Annotated in this window: 22 protein-coding genes, 1 pseudogene and 1 riboswitch; of the genes and pseudogenes, 17 read left to right on the top strand and 6 right to left on the bottom strand. The window is 32.8% G+C overall.

Translation table 11 applies throughout. From position 1 onward, the window contains the following. Positions 1–498: 498 nt before the first annotated feature. From IDG45_RS11445 to fabZ, 4 genes and pseudogenes are all read left to right on the top strand, one after another. Positions 499–576 (top strand): annotated as a pseudogene (locus IDG45_RS11445) (hypothetical protein); the annotation flags it as partial. Positions 577–707: 131 nt separating this feature from the next. Then, a complete protein-coding gene (locus tag IDG45_RS11440) occupies positions 708–941 on the top strand; it encodes a DUF1146 family protein (RefSeq protein ID WP_000384523.1) in 234 nt (77 codons plus the stop codon). Between the two features lie 110 nt (positions 942–1,051). Continuing rightward, positions 1,052–2,317 (top strand): UDP-N-acetylglucosamine 1-carboxyvinyltransferase, encoded by a 1,266-nt coding sequence (gene murA / locus IDG45_RS11435; protein ID WP_000358002.1) that lies wholly within the window; start codon positions 1,052–1,054, stop codon positions 2,315–2,317. Positions 2,318–2,350: 33 nt separating this feature from the next. Then, entirely contained in the window at positions 2,351–2,791 is a 441-nt protein-coding gene (gene fabZ, locus IDG45_RS11430; protein ID WP_000447678.1) for a 3-hydroxyacyl-ACP dehydratase FabZ, read from the top strand. A 56-nt stretch (positions 2,792–2,847) separates the two neighbouring features. Here fabZ and IDG45_RS11425 read toward each other — a convergent pair whose 3' ends face one another. Then, complete coding sequence (locus IDG45_RS11425; protein ID WP_000846746.1) at positions 2,848–3,288, bottom strand: YwpF-like family protein; 441 nt, start codon at positions 3,286–3,288, stop codon at positions 2,848–2,850. A gap of 193 nt (positions 3,289–3,481) precedes the next feature. Here IDG45_RS11425 and IDG45_RS11420 point away from each other — a divergent pair, with 193 nt between their 5' ends. From IDG45_RS11420 to IDG45_RS11390, 7 genes are all read left to right on the top strand, one after another. Further along, positions 3,482–3,877: a single-stranded DNA-binding protein gene (locus IDG45_RS11420; protein WP_000932585.1), complete on the top strand. Its 396-nt coding sequence runs from the start codon at positions 3,482–3,484 to the stop codon at positions 3,875–3,877. 388 nt (positions 3,878–4,265) lie between these two features. Further along, positions 4,266–4,961, top strand: coding sequence for a lytic transglycosylase SceD (sceD, locus tag IDG45_RS11415; protein ID WP_000751999.1), 696 nt, complete (start codon positions 4,266–4,268; stop codon positions 4,959–4,961). Between the two features lie 204 nt (positions 4,962–5,165). Then, positions 5,166–5,268: riboswitch (TPP riboswitch) on the top strand. A 79-nt stretch (positions 5,269–5,347) separates the two neighbouring features. Next, on the top strand, positions 5,348–6,037 hold the full coding sequence (gene tenA, locus IDG45_RS11410) for a thiaminase II (protein WP_000396067.1): 690 nt from the start codon (positions 5,348–5,350) through the stop codon (positions 6,035–6,037). Further along, positions 6,030–6,860 (top strand): bifunctional hydroxymethylpyrimidine kinase/phosphomethylpyrimidine kinase, encoded by an 831-nt coding sequence (gene thiD, locus IDG45_RS11405; RefSeq protein WP_000594952.1) that lies wholly within the window; start codon positions 6,030–6,032, stop codon positions 6,858–6,860. Before tenA ends, thiD begins: the two co-directional genes overlap by 8 nt. Then, on the top strand, positions 6,844–7,635 hold the full coding sequence (gene thiM, locus IDG45_RS11400) for a hydroxyethylthiazole kinase (RefSeq protein WP_001108488.1): 792 nt from the start codon (positions 6,844–6,846) through the stop codon (positions 7,633–7,635). Before thiD ends, thiM begins: the two co-directional genes overlap by 17 nt. Position 7,636: 1 nt before the next feature. Further along, complete coding sequence (thiE, locus tag IDG45_RS11395; RefSeq protein WP_000483160.1) at positions 7,637–8,278, top strand: thiamine phosphate synthase; 642 nt, start codon at positions 7,637–7,639, stop codon at positions 8,276–8,278. Positions 8,279–8,363: 85 nt separating this feature from the next. Continuing rightward, a complete protein-coding gene (locus IDG45_RS11390; protein ID WP_000725802.1) occupies positions 8,364–9,236 on the top strand; it encodes a membrane protein insertase YidC in 873 nt (290 codons plus the stop codon). 630 nt (positions 9,237–9,866) lie between these two features. Here the strand turns inward: IDG45_RS11390 and IDG45_RS11385 are convergent. Together IDG45_RS11385 and cls are read right to left on the bottom strand one after the other, a co-directional pair. Continuing rightward, complete coding sequence (locus tag IDG45_RS11385; protein WP_001187620.1) at positions 9,867–10,514, bottom strand: HD domain-containing protein; 648 nt, start codon at positions 10,512–10,514, stop codon at positions 9,867–9,869. Between the two features lie 27 nt (positions 10,515–10,541). Further along, positions 10,542–12,026: a cardiolipin synthase gene (cls, locus tag IDG45_RS11380; protein WP_000571551.1), complete on the bottom strand. Its 1,485-nt coding sequence runs from the start codon at positions 12,024–12,026 to the stop codon at positions 10,542–10,544. Between the two features lie 165 nt (positions 12,027–12,191). Here cls and csoR point away from each other — a divergent pair, with 165 nt between their 5' ends. The 3 genes from csoR (at position 12,192) to IDG45_RS11365 (ending at position 12,971) form a co-directional block, all read left to right on the top strand. Next, the gene (csoR, locus tag IDG45_RS11375) at positions 12,192–12,485 is read left to right on the top strand and encodes a copper-sensing transcriptional repressor CsoR (protein ID WP_000138932.1); all 294 of its coding nucleotides are present in this window, start codon (positions 12,192–12,194) and stop codon (positions 12,483–12,485) included. Positions 12,486–12,496: 11 nt separating this feature from the next. Then, entirely contained in the window at positions 12,497–12,706 is a 210-nt protein-coding gene (gene csoZ, locus IDG45_RS11370) for a putative copper chaperone CsoZ (protein WP_000581792.1), read from the top strand. A gap of 127 nt (positions 12,707–12,833) precedes the next feature. Then, positions 12,834–12,971: an Lmo0850 family protein gene (locus IDG45_RS11365; protein ID WP_000828354.1), complete on the top strand. Its 138-nt coding sequence runs from the start codon at positions 12,834–12,836 to the stop codon at positions 12,969–12,971. Positions 12,972–13,234: 263 nt separating this feature from the next. Here IDG45_RS11365 and IDG45_RS11360 read toward each other — a convergent pair whose 3' ends face one another. Continuing rightward, positions 13,235–14,437 (bottom strand): FtsW/RodA/SpoVE family cell cycle protein, encoded by a 1,203-nt coding sequence (locus IDG45_RS11360; RefSeq protein WP_001109939.1) that lies wholly within the window; start codon positions 14,435–14,437, stop codon positions 13,235–13,237. 317 nt (positions 14,438–14,754) lie between these two features. On the opposite strand from IDG45_RS11360, the gene IDG45_RS11355 reads away from it, so the two are divergent. The 3 genes from IDG45_RS11355 to cshA all read left to right on the top strand — a co-directional run bounded on the left by IDG45_RS11355 (position 14,755) and on the right by cshA (position 19,235). Continuing rightward, positions 14,755–15,825, top strand: coding sequence for a D-alanine--D-alanine ligase (locus IDG45_RS11355; protein WP_000159631.1), 1,071 nt, complete (start codon positions 14,755–14,757; stop codon positions 15,823–15,825). Positions 15,826–15,839: 14 nt separating this feature from the next. Further along, positions 15,840–17,198 (top strand): UDP-N-acetylmuramoyl-tripeptide--D-alanyl-D-alanine ligase, encoded by a 1,359-nt coding sequence (locus tag IDG45_RS11350; protein WP_000611461.1) that lies wholly within the window; start codon positions 15,840–15,842, stop codon positions 17,196–17,198. Between the two features lie 516 nt (positions 17,199–17,714). Beyond that, on the top strand, positions 17,715–19,235 hold the full coding sequence (cshA, locus tag IDG45_RS11345) for a degradosome RNA helicase CshA (protein ID WP_001178942.1): 1,521 nt from the start codon (positions 17,715–17,717) through the stop codon (positions 19,233–19,235). Between the two features lie 355 nt (positions 19,236–19,590). Here the strand turns inward: cshA and IDG45_RS11340 are convergent, their stop codons facing one another. Continuing rightward, positions 19,591–20,286 (bottom strand): response regulator transcription factor, encoded by a 696-nt coding sequence (locus tag IDG45_RS11340; protein ID WP_001190844.1) that lies wholly within the window; start codon positions 20,284–20,286, stop codon positions 19,591–19,593. Continuing rightward, a complete protein-coding gene (locus tag IDG45_RS11335; RefSeq protein ID WP_031927383.1) occupies positions 20,286–22,943 on the bottom strand; it encodes an ATP-binding protein in 2,658 nt (885 codons plus the stop codon). The genes IDG45_RS11340 and IDG45_RS11335 overlap by 1 nt, the downstream gene beginning before the upstream one ends. Between the last annotated feature and the right edge of the window lie 100 nt (positions 22,944–23,043).

Below are 23,043 nucleotides of genomic sequence, written 5' to 3'. Positions count from 1 at the left end.
TTACACATAGGCGCACTTGTCTCCTTTAGTTTGGGTTTGGTCACTTTAAATTATAGAGGCAATTGCGCTTTTTGTGTATTAAAAAAAGCAGGAAGTTTTACCTTCCCACCATAAAAGATGAAGAACCCTTTTTTTGAATTATATTGATTTAAAGATACAAAACATGAGAGGGCGGGAGGAATTGATAAAGAACCATTAAAGATTTATGATGTAGTGGTTCTTTATCATTAACCACAGCTAATGTGTATTTAAAAATAGGAATACATGAGTAAAACTCATGTATAAGAAATACTAATTTCTAAAGAAAAAGTATTTCTTTATGTTGGGGCCCACCCCAACTTGCATTGTCTGTAGAAATTGGTGTTCCAATTTCTCTGTGTTGGGGCCCCGTCAACTACTGCCAAATATAACACTATAGAGTCTAGACATTGATTTATGTCCGACTCTCAAGAATAGTTTTACTTTTAACAATCACTAATAGATTGTTAAAATCAAGATTTCTTTTCACCACTATCTACAGTCGACATTTCATTTTTTGAAAGTAGTTACATTTTTTCATACCAAGATACTTTATAGTTATGATATTTATGTAAAAAGAATTATATAGTAAGTTAGCTTAAACTTTACTAAAAACGGGTATTAAACTTTGTATCATTATTTAAATTTTTCATGTACAATGTAATACAGTAATCTTATGAGGTGATAAAATGGATTATATCGGACAATATGCAGTTATCCATTTAGTGTTACATGTTGTATGTATTTGTATTGCCTATTGGGCTTTACAATCAATTAGATTAGATCAATTTTTTAAAAAAGGATACGCCACTCAATTACAAGTGTGTATGATATTTGTTGCTATTTTATTAGGCACTGCAGTAAGCAATTTTATTGTAGATTTGTTACAATACTCGACGCAGGTAAAATATTTAATAAAATAAGTCTAACTCTATGATTTGTAATCAAAACTAGATATAATTAAATAATGACTTAAAATAATTTTAAAATAGGGAAATGTAAAGTAATAGGAGTTCTAAGTGGAGGATTTACGATGGATAAAATAGTAATCAAAGGTGGAAATAAATTAACGGGTGAAGTTAAAGTAGAAGGTGCTAAAAATGCAGTATTACCAATTTTGACAGCATCTTTATTAGCTTCTGATAAACCGAGTAAATTAGTTAATGTTCCAGCTTTAAGTGATGTAGAAACAATAAATAATGTATTAACAACCTTAAATGCTGACGTTACATACAAAAAGGACGAAAACGCTGTTGTCGTTGATGCAACAAAGACTCTAAATGAAGAGGCACCATATGAATATGTTAGTAAAATGCGTGCAAGTATTTTAGTTATGGGACCTCTTTTAGCAAGACTAGGACATGCTATTGTTGCATTGCCTGGTGGTTGTGCAATTGGAAGTAGACCGATTGAGCAACACATTAAAGGTTTTGAAGCTTTAGGCGCAGAAATTCATCTTGAAAATGGTAATATTTATGCTAATGCTAAAGATGGATTAAAAGGTACATCAATTCATTTAGATTTTCCAAGTGTAGGAGCAACACAAAATATTATTATGGCAGCATCATTAGCTAAGGGTAAGACTTTAATTGAAAATGCAGCTAAAGAACCTGAAATTGTCGATTTAGCAAACTACATTAATGAAATGGGCGGTAGAATTACTGGTGCTGGTACAGACACAATTACAATCAATGGTGTAGAATCATTACATGGTGTAGAACATGCTATCATTCCAGATAGAATTGAAGCAGGCACATTACTAATCGCTGGTGCCATTACTCGTGGCGATATTTTTGTACGTGGTGCAATCAAAGAACATATGGCTAGTTTAGTGTATAAATTAGAAGAAATGGGCGTTGAATTGGACTATCAAGAAGACGGCATTCGTGTAAGAGCTGAAGGAGATTTACAGCCTGTTGACATCAAAACATTACCGCATCCTGGTTTCCCAACCGATATGCAGTCACAAATGATGGCATTATTATTAACAGCAAACGGACATAAAGTAGTAACTGAAACTGTATTTGAAAATCGTTTTATGCATGTTGCAGAGTTCAAACGTATGAACGCGAACATCAATGTTGAAGGTCGCAGTGCAAAACTTGAAGGCAAAAGTCAATTGCAAGGTGCGCAAGTTAAAGCGACTGATTTAAGAGCAGCAGCAGCCTTAATTTTAGCTGGATTAGTTGCTGATGGTAAAACAAGTGTCACTGAATTGAATCATTTAGATAGAGGATATGTTGACTTACATGGCAAATTGAAGCAATTAGGTGCAGACATTGAACGTATTAACGATTAATTCAGTAAATTAATATAATGGAGGATTTCAACCATGGAAACAATTTTTGATTATAACCAAATTAAACAAATTATACCTCACAGACAGCCATTTTTATTAATTGATAAAGTAGTTGAATATGAAGAAGGTCAACGTTGTGTGGCTATTAAACAAGTATCAGGAAACGAACCGTTCTTTCAAGGGCATTTTCCTGAGTATGCGGTAATGCCAGGCGTATTAATTACTGAAGCGTTAGCTCAAACAGGTGCGGTAGCTATTTTAAATAGTGAAGAAAATAAAGGTAAAATCGCTTTATTTGCTGGTATTGATAAATGTCGTTTTAAACGTCAAGTAGTACCTGGTGATACTTTAACGTTGGAAGTAGAAATCACTAAAATTAAAGGACCAATCGGTAAAGGTAATGCTAAAGCTACTGTCGATGGTCAACTTGCTTGTAGTTGTGAACTTACATTTGCAATTCAAGATGTAAAATAAAACAAAAAACATTCAAAGATTTAATGCGTTGGCATAATCTTTGAATGTTTTTTATTTTACTCTTCTAATTTTTCATCCTTTAACTTTGGTTTAGACTGCATCATTCGATTAAATGATTTTTTTAATTCTTCACCAGATAATCCATCATCAATAAGTTGTTCTAATAAGCTTTCAGCATACTGTTGACGTAAAGTGTAAATATGACATTCAAATACGATAGACATTGTTGTTTTAAAATTTTTAATACTTTTCACAGTAGATTCAAATAAAGCTGGATCATTGGCTGGACGCGTGATGACGACACGAATATCCAATAACTGTTCATTGTCTTGATATTCCTTAAATGTTTCATAATGCTCATTAGAAATGACAATTTCAAGCAACCAACCCGTGCCACTTTCCTCTTTATTAATTATTACGCCATCTTCTAATTCATATTCTATAATTCTGCCGTGTTCATTTACAATTTGAAACCTTACTGCTTTAAAAGTTTTCATATTCCCACATCCCATTAGTTTAATATTTATGATTTTTGAATTAATTAGAAGAATTAAGGTCATTTCATGACTAATTTCTTTAAATATAACAAATAACGAGATGCTATAGCTATTAATTATATAAAATTTGCCATTTTGACCATTTTTAAGCTAGTAATTAAGATATAGGCATAGGAGGTGAATCACACACTACATGCTAAATAAAATCATAATTGTCGGGAGACTGACGAAAGACGCACAAATATTTGAAAAGGAGGATAGAAAAATTGCAACGTTTTGTGTTGCAACGCACCGAAATTATAAAGATGAAAATGGAGGAATCGTCTGTGATTACTTATTCTGTAAAGCATTTGGCAAGTTAGCTTCTAATATAGAAAAATATACTAATCAAGGTACATTGGTTGGTATAACTGGTCAAATGAGATCAAGAAAGTATGATAAAGACGGACAAACACACTTTGTCACTGAATTATATGTTGAAACAATAAAATTTATGTCCCCTAAATCCCAAAATAATGAAATTCTCTCAGATAGTATTTTAGATATTGACTCTCAAAATATAGATAATCATGACTTATTAGAAATTTAAATCCAATTATCCTAAACATCCTTAATATACATTTAATCCATCCTAAATTTTTTATAGATCTAATTAACTTGAAATATACTCACTTAAAAACGACTTACATGACTAGTACTGTTGTGTAGGTCGTCTTTTTGTGTAGTTTTTCTAATAGAAAATAGACATAGATTGCAAAACGATTACATAAAAAATTGCAAATGAAAAACATTTTTACTGTCATAACAATTCTCGATAGAATCATATCTGAAATTATGGGGGATTTCGTTGTAATCACTGTGTAAAAAACAAGGCTATTTTTTTATTTTGTTGTAACCTGCACGGATTTTACAGATGTTACAGTAGTCTCTGTAAAACTTTTAGAGAAACAAATTACTTGTAGGAGGATTTTAAGATTATGAAGAAAACATTACTCGCATCATCATTAGCAGTAGGTTTAGGAATCGTAGCAGGAAATGCAGGTCACGAAGCCCATGCAAGTGAAGCGGACTTAAATAAAGCATCTTTAGCGCAAATGGCGCAATCAAATGATCAAACATTAAATCAAAAACCAATTGAAGCCGGCGCTTATAATTATACATTTGACTATGAAGGGTTTACTTATCACTTTGAATCAGATGGTACACACTTTGCTTGGAATTACCATGCAACAGGTGCTAATGGAGCAGACATGAGTGCACAAGCACCTGCAACTAATAATGTTGCACCATCAGCTAATCAAGCTAATCAAGTACAATCACAAGAAGTTGAAGCACCACAAAATGCTCAAACTCAACAACCACAAGCATCAACATCAAACAATTCACAAGTTACTGCAACACCAACTGAATCAAAAGCATCAGAAGGTTCATCAGTAAATGTGAATGATCATCTAAAACAAATTGCTCAACGTGAATCAGGTGGCAATATTCATGCTGTAAATCCAACATCAGGTGCAGCTGGTAAGTATCAATTCTTACAATCAACTTGGGATTCAGTAGCACCTGCTAAATACAAAGGTGTATCACCAGCAAATGCTCCTGAAAGTGTTCAAGATGCCGCAGCAGTAAAATTATATAACACTGGTGGCGCTGGACATTGGGTTACTGCATAAGCCATTTATGCATAGCTAACCAATAGTTATATAAGTAACTTTTAGATTGGAATATATCGGGGAATTCTCGATATGTTCCGGTCTTTTTTATTTCGCAAATATATATAATTATAGAATTATTATTTAAAGATAATAATACAACTGAGCAACAATAATTGAAAATGTTGAAACCGTTTGCTAAGATTAATTTGCAATTGAATACTAAGGAACTACTAGGGGAGCCTAATGATATGGCTGAGATGAACTGTTCAGACCCTTATGACCTGATTTGGTTAGTACCAACGTAGGAAAGTAGTTATTGAAGTGATGGGGCTAGTATAGCAACATTGCCATCAAACTACTTTCATGTTGGAAGTAGTTTTTTTATTTAGGGAGGATTTTTTACAATGGAATTTTCACAAAAATTGTACCAAGCTGCAAAGCCAATCATTAATGATATTTATGAGGATGACTTTATTCAAAAAATGTTATTAGGCAATATACAAGCTGATGCATTACGTCACTATTTACAAGCTGATGCAGCTTATTTAAAAGAATTTACAAACTTATATGCTTTGTTAATTCCAAAAATGAATAGCATGAATGACGTAAAATTTTTAGTAGAGCAAATAGAATTTATGGTTGAAGGTGAAGTACTTGCGCATGATATTTTAGCGCAAATTGTTGGTGAATCATACGAAGAAATCATTAAAACAAAAGTTTGGCCTCCAAGTGGCGACCATTACATAAAACATATGTATTTCCAAGCGCATAGTCGTGAAAATGCTATTTATACAATTGCTGCAATGGCACCTTGTCCATATATTTATGCAGAATTAGCTAAGCGCTCTCAAAGTGATCATAAGCTTAATAGAGAAAAAGATACGGCAAAATGGTTTGATTTTTATAGTACTGAAATGGATGACATAATTAACGTATTTGAGGCATTAATGAATAAATTAGCCGAATCAATGTCTGACAAGGAATTGGAACAAGTGAAGCAAGTATTTTTAGAAAGTTGCATACATGAGCGTCGATTTTTCAATATGGCTATGACACTAGAACAATGGGAATTTGGAGGGAAAGTAAATGATTAAACCTAAAATAGCATTAACCATTGCAGGTACTGATCCAACAGGTGGTGCCGGCGTAATGGCTGATTTAAAATCATTTCATTCATGTGGTGTATATGGTATGGGTGTCGTTACAAGTATTGTTGCTCAAAATACATTGGGCGTACAACATATTCATAATTTAAATCATCAATGGGTAGATGAACAACTTGATAGTGTCTTCAATGATACCTTACCGCATGCTATTAAAACGGGGATGATTGCTACAGCAGATACTATGGAAACGATTCGTCATTATTTAATGCAACATGAATCTATTCCGTATGTAATTGATCCTGTTATGTTGGCGAAAAGCGGTGATTCATTAATGGATAATGACACAAAACAAAACTTGCAGCATACGTTATTGCCATTAGCTGATGTAGTAACACCGAATTTACCAGAAGCTGAAGAAATAACGGGACTAACCATTGATAGTGAAGAAAAAATTATGCAGGCTGGCCGCATCTTTATTAATGATATTGGTAGTAAAGGTGTCATCATTAAAGGCGGTCATTCAAATGATACTGATATAGCAAAAGATTATTTATTTACTAAAGAAGATGTTCAAACATTTGAAAATGAACGATTTAAAACAAAACATACGCATGGAACAGGGTGTACATTTTCAGCAGTTATAACGGCAGAACTTGCAAAAGGTAGACCATTATTTGAGGCTGTACACAAGGCTAAAAAGTTTATTTCAATGAGTATACAATATACGCCTGAAATCGGCCGTGGTAGAGGTCCAGTGAATCATTTTGCATATTTAAAGAAAGAGGGATTAGACGATGAATTATCTAAATAAAATACGTATTGAAAACCCATTAACAATTTGTTATACAAACGATGTAGTTAAAAATTTTACAGCGAATGGTTTATTAAGTATTGGTGCGAGCCCTGCAATGAGTGAAGCTCCCGAAGAAGCTGAAGAATTTTACAAAGTTGCACAAGCGCTATTAATCAATATCGGTACTTTAACAGCACAAAATGAACAAGATATTATTGCGATTGCTCAAACGGCAAATGAGGCAGGCTTACCTATTGTATTTGACCCTGTAGCTGTTGGTGCTTCTACATATCGAAAGCAATTTTGTAAATTATTATTGAAATCAGCGAAAGTATCAGTAATTAAAGGCAATGCATCTGAAATATTAGCGTTGATTGATGATACAGCAACTATGAAAGGTACAGATAGTGATGCTAATCTTGATGCGGTTGCAATAGCGAAAAAGGCTTACGCAATATATAAAACTGCAGTAGTAATCACAGGTAAAGAGGACGTTATTGTTCAAGGTGATAAAGCCATCGTATTAGCTAATGGATCTCCATTATTAGCACGAGTAACTGGAGCTGGTTGTTTATTAGGAGGCGTTATTGCTGGATTTTTATTTAGAGAAACAGAACCAGACATAGAAGCGTTAATTGAAGCGGTAAGCGTATTTAATATTGCTGCTGAGGTAGCTGCTGAAAATGAAAATTGTGGTGGTCCTGGTTCGTTTTCACCATTGTTGCTTGATACGTTATATCATTTAAATGAAACATCCTATCAACAACGGATTCGCATTCAAGAGGTGGAATAATATGTTTAACCAATCGTATCTAAATGTGTATTTTATTTGTGGGACCTCCGATGTTCCGAGTCATCGAACTATTCATGAAGTATTAGAAGCAGCATTAAAGGCAGGGATTACACTTTTCCAATTTCGAGAAAAGGGTGAATCAGCTTTAAAAGGAAACGATAAACTTGTATTAGCTAAAGAATTACAGCATCTCTGTCATCAATATGATGTGCCTTTTATCGTTAATGATGATGTATCCTTGGCAAAAGAAATTAACGCGGATGGTATACATGTCGGTCAAGATGATGCGAAAGTCAAAGAGATAGCACAATATTTCACTGATAAAATTATTGGACTAAGTATTAGTGATTTAGGTGAGTATGCAAAATCTGATTTAACTCATGTTGATTATATAGGTGTTGGACCAATCTATCCTACGCCGTCAAAGCATGACGCGCATACACCAGTAGGTCCAGAAATGATTGCAACATTTAAAGAAATGAATCCGCAACTACCGATTGTAGCTATTGGCGGTATAAATACTAGTAACGTGGCGCCGATTGTAGAAGCAGGTGCCAATGGAATTTCAGTCATTTCAGCCATTTCTAAAAGTGAAAATATTGAAAAGACTGTTAATCGATTCAAAGATTTTTTTAATAATTAGTTAAATTTTTCCACTTATTGTTTCATACGTACTCATTAATGTGATAGAATAAATCCTATGTGAATATAATGATAGAGGTGGAAAAATGAAGAAAAAAGCGTTACTACCATTATTTTTAGGTATTATGGTCTTTTTGGCTGGTTGTGACTATTCTAAACCTGAAAAACGTAGTGGGTTTTTCTACAATACATTCGTAGATCCAATGAAAAATGTATTGGATTGGTTGGGAAATAACTTATTAAACGACAATTATGGTTTAGCTATTATTATCCTTGTATTGGTAATTCGTATTATTTTATTACCATTCATGTTGTCAAACTATAAAAATAGTCATATGATGCGTCAAAAAATGAAAGTTGCAAAGCCAGAAGTTGAAAAAATTCAAGAAAAAGTGAAACGTGCGCGTACTCAAGAAGAAAAAATGGCTGCAAACCAAGAATTAATGCAAGTATATAAAAAGTATGACATGAACCCGATTAAGAGTATGTTGGGTTGTTTACCAATGCTAATCCAATTGCCAATCATCATGGGATTATACTTTGTACTTAAAGACCAACTTGTAGATGGTTTGTTTAAATATCCACACTTCTTATGGTTCGATTTAGGACGTCCTGATATTTGGATTACAATTATTGCCGGTGTTTTATACTTTATACAAGCATATGTATCAAGTAAAACGATGCCAGACGAACAACGTCAAATGGGTTACATGATGATGGTCATTTCACCAATTATGATTATCTGGATTTCATTAAGCTCAGCATCAGCACTTGGTTTGTACTGGTCAGTCAGTGCGGCGTTCCTTGTAGTTCAAACACACTTTGCGAACATTTATTATGAAAAAGTCGCTAAAAAAGAAGTACAACCTTTCATTGAAGCGTATGAAAGAGAGCACAACGGCGGCAGCAATAAAAAAGGCAAAAACACACAAGTAGTGTCTAAAAAGAAAAAGAAATAACCTTAGCAAGTCCAAATAATGTGCCCCCTAAAAGTTGAAGATAATTTTAACTTTATAGGGCGCACATTATTTTTCGCTTCAATAGTGAAACTTAGTGTCACATTATACAATATGTGATAAATAGAAACAGCAGTAAGATGATTTCAAATGTGAAAGTCATCCTACTGCTGTTTTTATTTGAAATAATATTAACGAGATTTCAGTATGTAAAAAGTGGTTAACAACAGAGTTGCTATTCTTCATTGCAATGTCATCTTGACACAATGATTCATCAGTGTAGCAGTATATGTCGCAACATTTCCAATGCAATTCACTAATACATGTAACAGTGTAAAATAATAACGTCACAACGGCATAATACACATTGCAACGTCCCAACAACATATCATAGAATCGTAACGGCATGGCATCAACACCAAACCGGGCTATAATACCATAACACCGCAACGCCGCATCATAGCACTACATCAAGCCGCATCGTGGTACCAGCACATCAAAGTAGCATGGCATCAACACCAAGCTCCCACAACAGCGCATCGCGGTACCAGCGCATCAAAGTAACATGGTATGACACCAAGCTTCCACAACAATACGCCATTACATCGCATCATCATACTACAACTCCAATGTCTAGTCGTGATAATTCCATTCCGTAAAAAACTGTTTCAAGTACATCATCATAAAGTCGTGACGTTCTTTAGCAATCATCTTCGCCGTATCTGTATGCATTAAAGATTCTAACTTAAGTAATTTTTCAAAGAAATGTTTAATTGCAGATGGTGGCAACTGTTCAACTAAATCATCATTAATCTTATCTAGTGATATTTGTTCTGTCCACATAGGTTCACCAAAGTGTCCTGCAAATTGAAATGTTCGTGCAACACCTATAGCGCCTATAGCATCAAGACGATCTGCATCCCTGACAATTTGACCTTCTAAAGATAAAGTGACATGATTGTTTTTACCATTGCGATAGCTCATATTATTAATAATAAATAAAATGTGCTCTTGATCTTCGGTTGATAGTGATAAAGAAGATAAAAATGACTTCAATTCAACATATTGTTTGTTAGCATCTACAACTTTTTCGTCAACGGTATCATGAAGCAAACATGCGAGTTCAATGACTAAAGTATCATTAACACCTTCATTTTCAGCGATTGATTTAGCTAAAGCAGTGACACGATATACATGCGCAATATCATGGCCTGTATAATCATTTTGATGAATAGATTCCATATATTTTTTGGCAGCACTAATGATGTCTGATTGTTGCATTAAAGTTACACTCCCCATATTTCTATTTTATAAGATAGGTGACAATAATTGTGAAATACCTTCTTTAAATTTAATCCAAAGACTTCGCTTAGCATAACGTTCTTTTGTTAATTCAGAAGATACTGCTAAATCATCTATAAAAGCTTGTTTTAATTTTTTGGCAATTTGTTGGTCATAAATAAAGGCGTTGACTTCGAAATTCAATGTGAAACTGCGATGGTCCATATTAGCTGTTCCCACACTTGCAATTTCATCATCTATAACAAGTGTTTTTGAGTGTAAAAAGCCATTGTCGTAGTGAAATACTTTAACACCGGCATCTAATAAGGATGCTGCATTTTTTAAAGTAGCCCAAAAAACAAACGGATGGTCAGGTTTATTAGGAATCATGATATTGACATCAACACCACCTAATGCCGCAATTTTAATAGAATCTAAAAAGGCTTGATCAGGTATGAAATAGGGAGATTGAATATAAATCGATTTTTTAGCAGATGAAATCATTTTCAAATAACCGTATTTAATCTGTTCCCATTCTTCGTCAGGACCACTAGAAGCTATTTGAACGCCAATTGTTCCACCAGAATTTACATCTGGGAAATAACGATCATCATAGGAGATGTGGTCACGTGTGGCTTGTGAATTCCAATCTAGAATAAATCGTAATTGCAATGCATTCACTGCATCCCCGACAATTCGTAAATGCGTATCTCGCCAATAGCCGAATTTTTTTGATTTACCTAAGTACTCATCACCAACATTAAAACCACCAACATATCCAATTTGCCCATCTATTACAACAATTTTTCGATGGTTTCGATTGTTCATACGCAAGTTAATTAAAGGTAATTTTGATGGGAAAAATGCTTCAGCATGTCCACCTTTATTGCGAAACGGGCGTAAGCCTTTTTTACGCAGTCCACGAGAACCCATGTCATCATAAAGAATTTTAACTTCTACACCTTGTTCCGCTTTTTTACCAAGTTCATTTAAAATGGTACGACCTAATTCATCATTTTGAATAATATAGTACTGAAAATGAATATAATCAGTAGCATTACGGATGTCTTGTATTAAGTCATCAAATTTTTCTTGGCCGTCTGTGTATATTTTTAAATCGTTGTCTGTTGTTAAAAATGCTGCGTTATTATATAACAACATTTGAATCATTTCTTTAAATTTTACAATTTGATAATTGGAATTTGAAAAGTTTTCATTTTTTAAAGCAGCTAATTGCTCATCAACGATTAACTCTAATCCTTTTTTATCTTCCTTATCAATTTTGAAAATTTGGTCACGTTGAATTTGTCGTCCTAATAGTAAGTATAAAATGAAGCCGAATAAAGGCAAGAAAACTAAGACTAGTAACCAAGCCCAGATAGAATTGGCAGAACGTCTTTCCATGAAAATAATGGTAAAGGCGAATAATAAGTTTAAAATAAATGCACCAATAAATATTGAATTTAAAATAATATTAGAATGCTTGAGTGCAATGGATAATAACTCTATCATTTGAAACCTCCCATCGAAAATCTTAAACGAGTAGTATATCTTATTAATTGTATCATGAAGCAATTTAAATATCATGACAATTTAGTTTGAAAAACACACTTTGTGTTGACGTTGTGTTTTATGGGATATAGTATAGTAAGGAATGTAAATGAAGGAGTGAATGCTATGACTGAACAAGATAATGCACATCATTCTGAACAAATAAAAACGAATCTTAAATCACGTTTAAATCGAATTGAAGGACAAGTGAGAGCGATTAATCGCATGATTGAAGAAGATGTCTATTGTGATGATGTCCTTACGCAAATAAGAGCGACACGTTCGGCGTTAAACAGTGTTGCGATAAAGTTATTAGAACAACATATGAAAAGTTGTATTATGAATAAAGTTAATCAAGGTGCTCAGGAAGAAGCAATGGAAGAGTTATTAGTGACTTTTCAAAAATTGATTAAAGACTAAAGGAGTTTAAGATGATACATCAAAATACGATTTACACAGCGGGAATTGAAACAGAAGAACAAGTAAGTCAATTGACAGAACGCATTTCAAATATGATAGGTGTTCATCAAGTGAATATTAATATAATAGACGGTCAAGTAACTGTATCGTATGAGACGCCAGCAAATTTGAATAGTATTGAAAAAGAAATCTATGATGAAGGATACAAAATTGTATTTTAGGGTATAATGTAGAGTGCGCTATAGATTTTAATTTTGAAAATAAATTAAAAAATTTGTAAATGATGTAGTAAAGGTATGTCGAATAGGGTAAGATAATATTGAAAGCGATCCAAACGAGGTGATAATAATGAAACGTCCTGAAAAGATTCAAAATGTAGTCAAACTATTGTCATCATTAGGTGTGAATATTAAAAAAACTAAATCTCGTTTAGACATTATTAATACTTTGCCAGCATCTAATAAAGTAAGTCACGAATTAAAATAATTGACTGTGATTGTGAATCACACACCGTTAAAGCTATCGTCGGACTATTCGATGATAGCTTTTTTGACTGTATTTACTAAAATGAAAGCAAGTACTATATAACAGAATCCCTCTTTAGAGTGTACATTTTACAATGTGTACTTCAAAGAGGGATTGTTATTATCGAGTAATATCTATATATGACATTTTAAATCGACGACATAAATTGACTATATAACGTCATCTTGAAAAGTTATGATATTTGAAACTCAAAATAGTTTAAATTAATTACTTTTTGGATGGTATAAATCTACATATCTTTTTGGTTCATGATAATAAATTGATAAGACTATACCTATTCCAGTCATCATACTCCATAGCGCACTACCACCATAACTAATAAATGGTAATGGAATACCAGTGATTGGTAACAACTGAATTGTCATACCAATATTTTGTAAAATATGGAACACAAGTAAAGTGACGAAACCAACGATAAAGATTTTGTTAAATTGATCTTCAATTTTCGCAGCTAATCTTATTAGATGGAAGATTAAAAATAAAAATATTAAGATCAATATGACAGAACCGATAAAACCTAGTTCCTCTCCAATCACTGAAAAGATAAAGTCAGTATGATTTTCAGGTATATAAACTTCACCGTGATTGTATCCTTTACCTAGTAACTGCCCAGAACCGATAGCTTTAAGTGATTCAGTTAAATGATAGCCATCACCACTACTATATGTATAGGGGTCAAGCCATGAATTGATTCGTCCCATTTGATACAGTTGGACACCTAATAAATTTTCAATTAATGCGGGTGCATATAGAATACCTAAAATGACTGTCATTGCACCAACAATACCTGTAATAAAGATAGGTGCTAAGATACGCCATGTTATACCACTTACTAACATCACACCTGCAATAATTGCAGCTAATACTAATGTAGTTCCTAGGTCATTTTGCAGTAATATTAAAATACTTGGTACTAACGAGACACCAATAATTTTGAAAAATAATAACAAATCACTTTGGAATGATTTATTGAATGTGAATTGATTATGTCTAGAAACGACACGCGCTAATGCTAAAATTAAAATAATTTTCATGAATTCAGATGGCTGAATACTGATAGGGCCAAACGTGTACCAACTTTTGGCACCATTGATAATAGGTGTAATAGGTGACTCAGGAATAACGAGCAAGCCTATTAATAATAGACAGATTAAGAAATACAATAAATATGTATAATGTTTAATCTTTTTAGGTGAAATAAACATGATGATACCTGCAAAAATTGCACCTAAAATGTAATAAAAAATTTGTCTGATACCGAAATTAGCACTGTATTGACCACCGCCCATTGCCGAGTTAATAAGCAGAACACTGAAAATTGCTAAAACAGCTATAGTGGCTACTAATACCCAGTCTACTTTGCGAAGCCAATGCTTATCCGGCTGTTGACGAGATGAATAATTCATTGCAAACTCCTTTTATACTCACTAATGTTTATATCAATTTTACATGACTTTTTAAAAATTAGCTAGAATATCACAGTGATATCAGCTATAGATTTCAATTTGAATTAGGAATAAAATAGAAGGGAATATTGTTCTGATTATAAATGAATCAACATAGATACAGACACATAACGCCTCGTTTTTAAAATGCAAAATAGCATTAAAATGTGATACTATTAAGATTCAAAGATGCGAATAAATCAATTAACAATAGGACTAAATCAATATTAATTTATATTAAGGTAGCAAACCCTGATATATCATTGGAGGAAAACGAAATGACAAAAGAAAATATTTGTATCGTTTTTGGAGGGAAAAGTGCAGAACACGAAGTATCGATTCTGACAGCACAAAATGTATTAAATGCAATAGATAAAGACAAATATCATGTTGATATCATTTATATTACCAATGATGGTGATTGGAGAAAGCAAAATAATATTACAGCTGAAATTAAATCTACAGATGAGCTTCATTTAGAAAATGGAGAGGCGCTTGAGATTTCACAGCTATTGAAAGAAAGTAGTTCAGGACAACCATACGATGCAGTATTCCCATTATTACATGGTCCTAATGGTGAAGATGGCACGATTCAAGGGCTTTTTGAAGTTTTGGATGTACCATATGTAGGAAATGGTGTATTGTCAGCTGCAAGTTCTATGGACAAACTTGTAATGAAACAATTATTTGAACATCGAGGGTTACCACAGTTACCTTATATTAGTTTCTTACGTTCTGAATATGAAAAATATGAACATAACATTTTAAAATTAGTAAATGATAAATTAAATTACCCAGTCTTTGTTAAACCTGCTAACTTAGGGTCAAGTGTAGGTATTAGTAAATGTAATAATGAAGCGGAACTTAAAGAAGGTATTAAAGAAGCATTCCAATTTGACCGTAAGCTTGTTATTGAACAAGGCGTTAACGCACGTGAAATTGAAGTAGCAGTTTTAGGAAATGACTATCCTGAAGCGACATGGCCAGGTGAAGTCGTAAAAGATGTCGCGTTTTACGATTACAAATCAAAATATAAAGATGGTAAGGTTCAATTACAAATTCCAGCTGACTTAGACGAAGATGTTCAATTAACGCTTAGAAATATGGCATTAGAGGCATTCAAAGCGACAGATTGTTCTGGTTTAGTCCGTGCTGATTTCTTTGTAACAGAAGACAACCAAATATATATTAATGAAACAAATGCAATGCCTGGATTTACGGCTTTCAGTATGTATCCAAAATTATGGGAAAATATGGGCTTATCTTATCCAGAATTGATTACAAAACTTATCGAGCTTGCTAAAGAACGTCACCAGGATAAACAGAAAAATAAATACAAAATTGACTAACTGAGGTTGTTATTATGATTAATGTTACATTAAAGCAAATTCAATCATGGATTCCTTGTGAAATTGAAGATCAATTTTTAAATCAAGAGATAAATGGAGTCACAATTGATTCACGAGCAATTTCTAAAAATATGTTATTTATACCATTTAAAGGTGAAAATGTTGACGGTCATCGCTTTGTCTCTAAAGCATTACAAGATGGTGCTGGAGCTGCTTTTTATCAAAGAGGGACACCTATAGATGAAAATGTAAGCGGGCCTATTATATGGGTTGAAGACACATTAACGGCATTACAACAATTGGCACAAGCTTACTTGAGACATGTAAACCCTAAAGTAATTGCCGTCACAGGGTCTAATGGTAAAACAACGACTAAAGATATGATTGAAAGTGTATTGCATACCGAATTTAAAGTTAAGAAAACGCAAGGTAATTACAATAATGAAATTGGTTTACCTTTAACTATTTTGGAATTAGATAATGATACTGAAATATCAATATTGGAGATGGGGATGTCAGGTTTCCATGAAATTGAATTTCTGTCAAACCTCGCTCAACCAGATATTGCAGTTATAACTAATATTGGTGAGTCACATATGCAAGATTTAGGTTCGCGCGAGGGGATTGCTAAAGCTAAATCTGAAATTACAATAGGTTTAAAAGATAATGGTACGTTTATATATGATGGCGATGAACCATTATTGAAACCGCATGTTAAAGAAGTTGAAAATGCAAAATGTATTAGTATTGGTGTTGCTACTGATAATGCATTAGTTTGTTCTGTTGATGATAGAGATACTACAGGTATTTCATTTACGATTAATAATAAAGAACATTATGATCTGCCAATATTAGGAAAGCATAATATGAAAAATGCGACGATTGCCATTGCGGTTGGTCATGAATTAGATTTGACATATAACACAATCTATCAAAATTTAAAAAATGTCAGCTTAACTGGTATGCGTATGGAGCAACACACATTAGAAAATGATATTACTGTGATAAATGATGCCTATAATGCAAGTCCTACAAGTATGAGAGCAGCTATTGATACACTGAGTACTTTGACAGGGCGTCGCATTCTAATTTTAGGAGATGTTTTAGAATTAGGTGAAAATAGCAAAGAAATGCATATCGGTGTAGGTAATTATTTAGAAGAAAAGCATATAGATGTGTTGTATACGTTTGGTAATGAAGCGAAGTATATTTATGATTCGGGCCAGCAACATGTCGAAAAAGCACAACACTTCAATTCTAAAGACGATATGATAGAAGTTTTAACAAGCGATTTAAAAGCGCATGACCGTGTATTAGTTAAAGGATCACGTGGTATGAAGTTAGAAGAAGTTGTAAATGCTTTAATTTCATAGAGATTAGTCGAGCGACCTTTTACTTATAAAAATGATTTGAATTAATACTAAAAGATTACAAAGAAGAGGTGGTTTTGTGTGTAAATACAAAATTGCCTTTTTCTTTTTATGTTAGATCTATAAATTTGAAACTAAATCAAGGTTAATTCTATGTACACACTTTATATAGGAAGTAGTTTGAATGTTTATATAATATTTTACAAAAATATGTAGTATTATAATGTCTAATTTCACATGTGTTTCAGTAAAATTTGTTGTGGAATGTTAACGATATACGTATTTTATAAAAAATTTTTTATAATGATTATTCGAATGATGCGTAACGCTTACATCTTATCTAATGCTAGCTTTTTGACAAAAATATGACAATCAATTAATGTGATTCTAATAAATATTCGCAAATTGCTTTATTGCGATTAAATTTTTTTGGTGGTACTATATAGAAGTTGATGAAATATTAATGAACTTATATGCAAAAGTATATTGAGAAATAAACAGGTAAAAAGGAGAATTATTTTGCAAAATTTTAAAGAACTAGGGATTTCGGATAATACGGTTCAGTCACTTGAATCAATGGGATTTAAAGAGCCGACACCTATCCAAAAAGACAGTATCCCTTATGCGTTACAAGGAATTGATATCCTTGGGCAAGCTCAAACCGGTACAGGTAAAACAGGAGCATTCGGTATTCCTTTAATTGAGAAAGTAGTAGGGAAACAAGGGGTTCAATCGTTGATTTTAGCACCTACAAGAGAATTGGCAATGCAGGTAGCTGAACAATTAAGAGAATTTAGCCGCGGACAAGGTGTCCAAGTTGTTACTGTATTCGGTGGTATGCCTATCGAACGCCAAATTAAAGCCTTGAAAAAAGGCCCACAAATCGTAGTCGGAACACCTGGGCGTGTTATCGACCATTTAAATCGTCGCACATTAAAAACGGACGGAATTCATACTTTGATTTTAGATGAAGCTGATGAAATGATGAATATGGGATTCATCGATGATATGAGATTTATTATGGATAAAATTCCAGCAGTACAACGTCAAACAATGTTGTTCTCAGCTACAATGCCTAAAGCAATCCAAGCTTTAGTACAACAATTTATGAAATCACCAAAAATCATTAAGACAATGAATAATGAAATGTCTGATCCACAAATCGAAGAATTCTATACAATTGTTAAAGAATTAGAGAAATTTGATACATTTACAAATTTCCTAGATGTTCATCAACCTGAATTAGCAATCGTATTCGGACGTACAAAACGTCGTGTTGATGAATTAACAAGTGCTTTGATTTCTAAAGGATATAAAGCTGAAGGCTTACATGGTGATATTACACAAGCGAAACGTTTAGAAGTATTAAAGAAATTTAAAAATGACCAAATTAATATTTTAGTCGCTACTGATGTAGCAGCAAGAGGACTAGATATTTCTGGTGTAAGTCATGTTTATAACTTTGATATACCTCAAGATACTGAAAGCTATACACACCGTATTGGTCGTACGGGTCGTGCTGGTAAAGAAGGTATCGCGGTAACATTTGTAAATCCAATTGAAATGGATTACATTAGACAAATTGAAGATGCTAATGGTAGAAAAATGAGCGCACTTCGTCCACCACATCGTAAAGAAGTACTTCAAGCACGTGAAGATGACATCAAAGAAAAAGTTGAAAACTGGATGTCTAAAGAGTCAGAATCACGCTTGAAACGCATTTCTACAGAGTTGTTAAATGAATATAACGATGTTGATTTAGTTGCTGCACTTTTACAAGAGTTAGTAGAAGCGAATGATGAAGTTGAAGTTCAATTAACTTTTGAAAAACCATTATCTCGCAAAGGCCGTAACGGTAAACCAAGTGGTTCTCGTAACAGAAATAGTAAGCGTGGTAATCCTAAATTTGACAGTAAGAGTAAACGTTCAAAAGGATACTCAAGCAAGAAGAAAAGTACAAAAAAATTCGACCGTAAAGAGAAGAGCAGCGGTGGAAGCAGACCTATGAAAGGTCGCACATTTGCTGACCATCAAAAATAATTTATAGATTAAGAGCTTAAAGATGTAATGTCTTGAGCTCTTTTTTGTTTTCAATAACTGATTCTCTGTAGATATCAAAGTACTAACGTTTTAAAGGTTAAATATTTAATTGGATTGAGATCTGTGTGCGGTTATATCATTCTGTGTAAATATAAATATGAATCTAGAATATAACGACTACTTAAATTAAGAATAATCGAACATAAATAAACTTTATAAAAGTAATTTCGGTATCATGTTCTTGTAAAAAACAATAGGGCATTTTGCTGACACTAGTGCGCGATAAATAATAAGTTGAATATAAAAAAGATCACTGCCAATCATTCGTTTAATGGCAGCAATCTTTTTTATTTAATTATTTCTCTTTCCACTGCAACATTTGATATCCAATGCGTGGATGTGTTTTAATAATATCTTTTGCGTCCTCGTGACATTGTGAAAGTTTTTGTCTTAATGATGTCATATGCACTCTTAAACTAGGCATTTCAGTCTTATTAACATAGCCATATATTCGTTTTAATATCATCTCATAAGTGAGTACTTTTCCTTTATGATTTGCCAATAGTTCTAACAAGCTAAATTCATTTGGTGTCAAATGTACCTCCTGATTATTAATAACAACAGATTTGGAGCCAAAGTCGATGCTTAGCAAACCGTTAGTAAATACAATGTTAGTTTCTTGATGTGACTTAGCGATTCTTTCGATGACTCGAATTCGTGCCCGAAGCTCATCAACATTAAAAGGCTTAGTCATATAGTCATTCGCACCGTTATCTAAAGCTTGAATAATTGTTTGTTCTTCTTGTCTTGCACTTATTACAATGATAGGAATGTCAGTATGTTGCCTGATTTCTGAAATCAAACATAATCCATCTTTATCTGGTAAACCTAAATCTAATAAAATGACATCTGGTTTATCGATTTGAATTTTAAAGTGTGCTTGTGTGGCATTTTCGGCTGTAGTTACATTGTAATAATCTAAAGTTAATGCAACATCAAGTAAATGTGTGATTGCGTGATCATCTTCAATTATCAATATTTTAGATTGCATTATATGTCTCCTTCATTAAAGTCTGTATCTATATTGAAATAGAATATACTGCCGTGTGGTTGGTTTGGTTTATATTGTAAGTTTGATTGATGTTTGTGTAGGATAGTCTGTACTAAATATAAGCCTAGTCCCATGCTTTCTTTTTGGTTATCTTTAAAATATTTATTTGATCCTGTGTAAAAAGGCTCGAATATCTTTTGTTGTTCTTCTAAACTAATTCCAGGTCCTTCGTCTATAACGGCAAATTCGATTTGTTCATCGCTAGCATAACGAATAGATAAATTGATTTTGGTGTCAGTAGAAGTGTGTTTAACTGCATTTTCAATCAAATTGAATAAAGCTTGTAAAATCAACTTACTGTCAATGTGTATAAACTGTAAATCTACTGAGGATGATACAGTTATACGCTTTTTTAAATGGCGACGTTCTAAAATCATATCGATTTCTTCTACTAATTCACTAACGAGATAAGGTTGCAATTTTATCTGAACATTTGATGATTGTAATTTTGTTAATGATAAAATATTTGTCACTAAAAGATATAAATACTGACTTTCTTGAAAACTATGCACAAGTAATTGTTCCTTTTCTATGATAGACATATCTTTACTATGTGATACTAAAATATCTAAATTTCCCATAATTGTTGTTAACGGTGTACGTATGTCATGCGAAATTGATCTTAAAAAATTTGAATGTGTCAGTTGACGTTCAGCCTGTAACATGGATTCTCTCGTTTGTTTAAGTAACGTCACATTTTCAACGGCGAGAGAAAGTTCATTTAACATTGATTCTAATATTGATGCATCATATGGATTAATCACTTGAGAACTTTGGCAATCAATGGCTAGAATGCCTTTAATCGGAGATGTGCCAATTGGTATCAACCATTTATTAATGCCTGGAAATGTATCTGTTGTTGCACCAGCTTGTCTTTCATTTTTAATTACCCAGCTTAATGCTTGTTCATGCTGTTGAGTCTTATTATCGATATGGTTTTGCAATGGTATTGTTTTAATTACTTTGGATTGATTGATAACGTATATAGTAATTGATCGTTGCAATAATTGATTAATTTGGTATCCAGCATTTATTAGTAAGTTTTCAACTGTATAAGTTTGTTTAATCGAATCATTAAATTGAAATAATAAATCTGTACGATAAAGTTGCTTTTTAGTAATGGAGTATTGGAATTTAATTTGTTTTAATAAAGCACTCGTTAAAATACTTGTTAAAATGCTAACGATAAATGTAATAGGATAGTCAAAGCGGTATACTTCAAATGTATATCTAGGTTCCGTAAAAAAATAATTAAAAACAAATACGTTAATAATTGCTGCTAAAAAGCCAATGATGTAGGACCGCGTCCAAATGGATAATAAAATGATGCCGATGAGAAAAATCATTAAAATAATCGTACTAGACTCATGCTTATCAAGTTGATAAATCCATAGTCCCATCATTACACAAATTATTTGAATCAAAATCATTTTTAACATATCTATAGCGAAACGTTTGCCTTTAGGACGATAGGGTGACTTGTTCATTTTCAATTCAACAGGTATTTGTTTGATTGGAACGATTTCGATTTTATAGCTATGTTCAAAGGACATTAAATGGTCAATTAAAGGTTTATTGAAAAAGTCTCGCCACTTATTTCTAATATGTTGTCCGATAATTAATTTGGTTACATCTTGATTTTTACACCATTCGTCTAATCCTAATGCAACGGTTTGGCTATAAACTACTTTTACTTTTGCTCCTAATGATTTTGCAAGCATGAGATGTTGATGCACTTGCTTTTGACTATCTTTATATTGCCTGTTTTTTTCGAATACATCTATATAAATAGCAGTGAATTTTGCATGTTCTTTTTGAGCAATATGGAATGCCTCTTTAATTACTGCTTCATTATAAATGCTCCCACTAATTGCCACAGCAATATGAGGTTTGAGTGACGTTTTATGGTTGTGTCGGACTTTTTCTTTATCACTCATCAAGTCGGCAACTGTTCTTAACGTCAATGTACGCAGTTCGCTTAGGTGGGCATACGTAAAGAAATTACTAAATGCTACATCTAGCCTATCCTTTTTATATACCTTGCCAGCTTTTAAGCGTTTAATTAATTGTTCAGGTGAGATATCTACGACTTCTAATACATCGGCGCTCATTATGAAATAGTCGGGTACACGTTCTTTAATATGTACACCGGTCATCAGTTCAATTTGACTACTTAAACTTTCAATATGTTGAATGTTCAAAGTAGTATGAACATCGATACCATGATTTAAAATTTCTTCAATATCCATATATCGTTTTTCATGACGATCTCTAGAAATGTTCGTATGTGCTAACTCATCGATAAGTACTATTGTCGGCGATTCTTCGATTATGCGGTCGACATCTAAATATTGAAAATGATGACTACCATATTTAGTAAAATTGGTTGCGATTTTAGGTAATTGTTCAGCTAATGCATTTGTTTCATCACGTTGATGGGGTTCAATATATCCTATTTTAATATCAACGTTACTTTGAAATAGTTCAATGGCATTTGAAAGCATCTCAAATGTTTTACCAACACCTGGACTGTAACCGATGTAAATTGTTAAAGATCCACGCTTTTTTCCTATGTTTAGCGATTCAGTGTTTGACATAACCTTCACCTCGATAGCAATATCATAATATTCTTCACAATTAAATGCTATAAAATTTATTTCTGCATACACATCTTAATGATTTCTTAATAACTAAGTT

Origin of the sequence: Staphylococcus sp. EG-SA-10, from assembly GCF_017151945.1 — a bacterium.
Lineage (GTDB): Bacteria > Bacillota > Bacilli > Staphylococcales > Staphylococcaceae > Staphylococcus > Staphylococcus aureus.
The sequence above is the reverse complement of the archived record's forward strand: the minus strand, read 5'-3'. Positions and strand labels throughout refer to the sequence as shown.

Coding starts and splice junctions, on each gene's coding strand:
- cls (WP_000571551.1), bottom strand. CDS start 12,026: ATGATAGAGTTATTATCCATTGCACTCAAGCATTCTAATATTATTTTA.
- IDG45_RS11420 (WP_000932585.1), top strand. CDS start 3,482: ATGCTAAATAAAATCATAATTGTCGGGAGACTGACGAAAGACGCACAA.
- IDG45_RS11365 (WP_000828354.1), top strand. CDS start 12,834: ATGAAACGTCCTGAAAAGATTCAAAATGTAGTCAAACTATTGTCATCA.
- IDG45_RS11355 (WP_000159631.1), top strand. CDS start 14,755: ATGACAAAAGAAAATATTTGTATCGTTTTTGGAGGGAAAAGTGCAGAA.
- IDG45_RS11340 (WP_001190844.1), bottom strand. CDS start 20,286: ATGCAATCTAAAATATTGATAATTGAAGATGATCACGCAATCACACAT.
- murA (WP_000358002.1), top strand. CDS start 1,052: ATGGATAAAATAGTAATCAAAGGTGGAAATAAATTAACGGGTGAAGTT.
- tenA (WP_000396067.1), top strand. CDS start 5,348: ATGGAATTTTCACAAAAATTGTACCAAGCTGCAAAGCCAATCATTAAT.
- fabZ (WP_000447678.1), top strand. CDS start 2,351: ATGGAAACAATTTTTGATTATAACCAAATTAAACAAATTATACCTCAC.
- IDG45_RS11350 (WP_000611461.1), top strand. CDS start 15,840: ATGATTAATGTTACATTAAAGCAAATTCAATCATGGATTCCTTGTGAA.
- IDG45_RS11440 (WP_000384523.1), top strand. CDS start 708: ATGGATTATATCGGACAATATGCAGTTATCCATTTAGTGTTACATGTT.
- thiE (WP_000483160.1), top strand. CDS start 7,637: ATGTTTAACCAATCGTATCTAAATGTGTATTTTATTTGTGGGACCTCC.
- IDG45_RS11425 (WP_000846746.1), bottom strand. CDS start 3,288: ATGAAAACTTTTAAAGCAGTAAGGTTTCAAATTGTAAATGAACACGGC.
- IDG45_RS11335 (WP_031927383.1), bottom strand. CDS start 22,943: ATGTCAAACACTGAATCGCTAAACATAGGAAAAAAGCGTGGATCTTTA.
- thiM (WP_001108488.1), top strand. CDS start 6,844: ATGAATTATCTAAATAAAATACGTATTGAAAACCCATTAACAATTTGT.
- csoZ (WP_000581792.1), top strand. CDS start 12,497: ATGATACATCAAAATACGATTTACACAGCGGGAATTGAAACAGAAGAA.
- IDG45_RS11360 (WP_001109939.1), bottom strand. CDS start 14,437: ATGAATTATTCATCTCGTCAACAGCCGGATAAGCATTGGCTTCGCAAA.
- IDG45_RS11390 (WP_000725802.1), top strand. CDS start 8,364: ATGAAGAAAAAAGCGTTACTACCATTATTTTTAGGTATTATGGTCTTT.
- IDG45_RS11385 (WP_001187620.1), bottom strand. CDS start 10,514: ATGCAACAATCAGACATCATTAGTGCTGCCAAAAAATATATGGAATCT.
- csoR (WP_000138932.1), top strand. CDS start 12,192: ATGACTGAACAAGATAATGCACATCATTCTGAACAAATAAAAACGAAT.
- sceD (WP_000751999.1), top strand. CDS start 4,266: ATGAAGAAAACATTACTCGCATCATCATTAGCAGTAGGTTTAGGAATC.
- thiD (WP_000594952.1), top strand. CDS start 6,030: ATGATTAAACCTAAAATAGCATTAACCATTGCAGGTACTGATCCAACA.